2 protein-coding genes and 1 pseudogene are annotated in these 2,457 nt (G+C 75.4%); all 3 read left to right on the plus strand.

The genetic code is table 11. The features are described from left to right. A pseudogene (locus MNZ39_RS23845) lies at positions 1–341 on the plus strand (hypothetical protein); the annotation flags it as partial. Then, positions 269–661 carry a translation initiation factor gene (locus MNZ39_RS23850; RefSeq protein ID WP_242341571.1) on the plus strand — a complete coding sequence of 131 codons (393 nt, stop codon included), beginning with the start codon at positions 269–271 and terminating at the stop codon, positions 659–661. The pseudogene MNZ39_RS23845 and the gene MNZ39_RS23850, both read left to right, overlap by 73 nt. Before the next feature lie 37 nt (positions 662–698). Next, complete coding sequence (locus MNZ39_RS23855) at positions 699–2,108, plus strand: L-serine ammonia-lyase (protein WP_242341572.1); 1,410 nt, start codon at positions 699–701, stop codon at positions 2,106–2,108. Positions 2,109–2,457 lie beyond the last annotated feature (349 nt).

Here is a 2,457-nt window from a genome sequence, read left to right on the forward strand (position 1 = left end):
AGGAGGCGGAGGCCGCGCTCGCGGCGTGGCTGGCGCGGGCGGGCGTGCCGGCGCGCCGCCGGGAGACGTTCCTCGCCGCGTGCGGGCTCGACGCGGCCGCGGCGCGGCGGCTCGGCGAGGATCTCGCGCTCGAGGCGCGGCTCCTCGACGCCGCCGCTCGCGTCGTGCCGGACGGGCCGTCGTGGGAGGAGGGGCTCGCGCTCGCTGCGCGGCTCTCGGGGACGTGGATCGACGAGGCGCTCGCGGCGGTCGGGCGCGGAGGAGCGCGATGGGGAAGCGAGACCGGGACGAAGGCAAGCCGGCGCCGCAGGCGCCGTTCAACGCGGCGCTCGCGCGGCTGAGGGAGCGGCTTCCGGAGGGGTGGGCTCCGCCCGCGGAGGCGGAGCGCGCAGAGGAGGCGAGCGCCGCGCCGCCGCCGAAGGGGCCGGCGCGCGCAGTGGTCCGGCTCGAGCGCAAGGGGCGGGGCGGCAAGGAGGCCACGGTCGTCGAGAAGCTCGCGCTCGCGCCCGCGGCGCTCTCCGCCTGGGCCGACGAGCTCAAGCGCGCGCTCGGCTGCGGCGGCGCCGTGGAGGAGGACGCCATCGTGCTGCAGGGCGACCAGCGCGAGCGCGCGCGGCGCTGGCTCGAGGCGAAAGGTGTGCGGAAGGTGATCCTGGGTTAGGACTCGCCCGCGCGGCGGCGGCCGCGGCGGGAGGACCATGGCGACGAGCGTCTTCGAGCTCTTCAAGATCGGCATCGGGCCGAGCTCGTCCCACACCGTCGGGCCGATGAAGGCGGCGCGCCGCTTCGCGGAGGCGCTCGCCGGGCGCGGGCTCCTCGAACGCGTCGAGGCGGTCGCGATCGACCTGCACGGCTCGCTGGGTGCCACGGGGCGGGGCCACGGCACCGATCGCGCGGTCATGCTCGGGCTCATGGGCGAGACGCCGGAGGGGGTGGAGGTGGACGCCATCCCGCGGCGGCTCGAGGAGGTCCGCGCCCGCGGAAGGCTCGCGCTCCTCGGGCGGCGCGAGCTCGCCTTCCGCGAGGCCGAGCACCTCCGCTTCCTGCCGCAGCCGCTGCCGTTCCACCCGAACGGCATGCGCTTCGTCGCCCGCGGCGCGGGCGGGGAGGAGCTCCTCGCGCGGACGAGCTACTCGGTGGGCGGAGGGTTCGTCGTCGACGCGGAGGACGCGGAGCGGCCTGCCGCCGGGCGCGCGCGGCGGCCCGGCGTGCCGCTGCCGTTCGCGTCGGCGGCGGAGCTGCTCGCCCGCTGCGCCGAGCGCGGCACGACGCCCGCGGGCGTCATGCTCGAGAACGAGGGCGCGCTCCGGCCCGAGGCCGAGGTGCGCGAGGGGCTCCTCCGGATCTGGCGGACGATGGAGGCGTGCGTGGAGCGGGGCTGCCGGACGGAGGGCATCCTGCCCGGCGGGCTCGCGGTGCCGCGCCGCGCGCCGGGGCTCTCCCGGCGCCTCTCCGCGCGCGCGGGCGCCGAGGCCGATCCGCTCGAGGCGATGGATCGGGTGAACCTCTGGGCGCTCGCGGTCAACGAGGAGAACGCCGCGGGCGGGCGCGTCGTGACGGCGCCCACGAACGGCGCCGCCGGGATCGTCCCCGCGGTGCTGCACTACTACAGGCGGCTCGTGCCCGGCGCGGACGACGGCGGGGTGGTGCGCTTCCTGCTCACCGCCGGCGCGATCGGCGCGCTCTACAAGGAGAACGCGTCGATCAGCGGCGCGGAGGTGGGCTGCCAGGGCGAGGTCGGGAGCGCGTGCTCGATGGCGGCGGCCGGGCTCGCCGAGGTGCTCGGCGGCTCGCCCGCGCAGATCGAGAACGCCGCCGAGATCGCGATGGAGCACAACCTCGGGCTCACCTGCGATCCGGTGGGCGGGCTCGTGCAGATCCCCTGCATCGAGCGCAACGCCATGGCGGCGGTGAAGGCCATCAACGCCGCGCGCATGGCGCTGCGCGGCGACGGCCGGCACCTCGTCTCGCTCGACGAGGTGATCCGCACGATGCGCGAGACCGGCGCCGACATGCAGGCCAAGTACAAGGAGACCGCGCTCGGCGGGCTCGCCGTGCACGCGGTCGACGCGCCGGTGCGGATCGGGGTGAACCTGCCGGAGTGCTAGTGGTCGCTGACCGGAGGAGCGGAGAGCATTGAGCGTCACGACGTCGTGGGCTCGGAAGTCTCGAGGTTCGCGAGCGCCCACATGCCCAGCTGCATCCCGGGACGCAGGGGCACCGCGCCAGCGCGCGAGAGTGTCGATGGCCTATCGCCCGCGTCGCGGCGGAAGCGGTCCATGTGCTCGCGCCCGAAGGTGCTCTCTGCGTGAAGCAGGTTGTGAGCTCGGCCTGAAGTATCCCCACGATCGCGCGACAAATGGCGAGTGAGATCGATCGTCTGCGATACGAGGCAGTTTGAAAGTTGAAGCGCGCAAGCGCCTCTGATCCTCTGAGTCTGCCAGGACGAAGAGGGGA

Source organism: Anaeromyxobacter sp. SG66 (assembly GCF_022690805.1).
In the GTDB taxonomy this organism is placed as follows: domain Bacteria; phylum Myxococcota; class Myxococcia; order Myxococcales; family Anaeromyxobacteraceae; genus Anaeromyxobacter; species Anaeromyxobacter soli.

Bases quoted from the DNA above. Each gene is read 5' to 3' on its own strand.
- MNZ39_RS23855 (WP_242341572.1), top strand. From the start codon at position 699: ATGGCGACGAGCGTCTTCGAGCTCTTCAAGATCGGCATCGGGCCGAGC.
- MNZ39_RS23850 (WP_242341571.1), top strand. From the start codon at position 269: ATGGGGAAGCGAGACCGGGACGAAGGCAAGCCGGCGCCGCAGGCGCCG.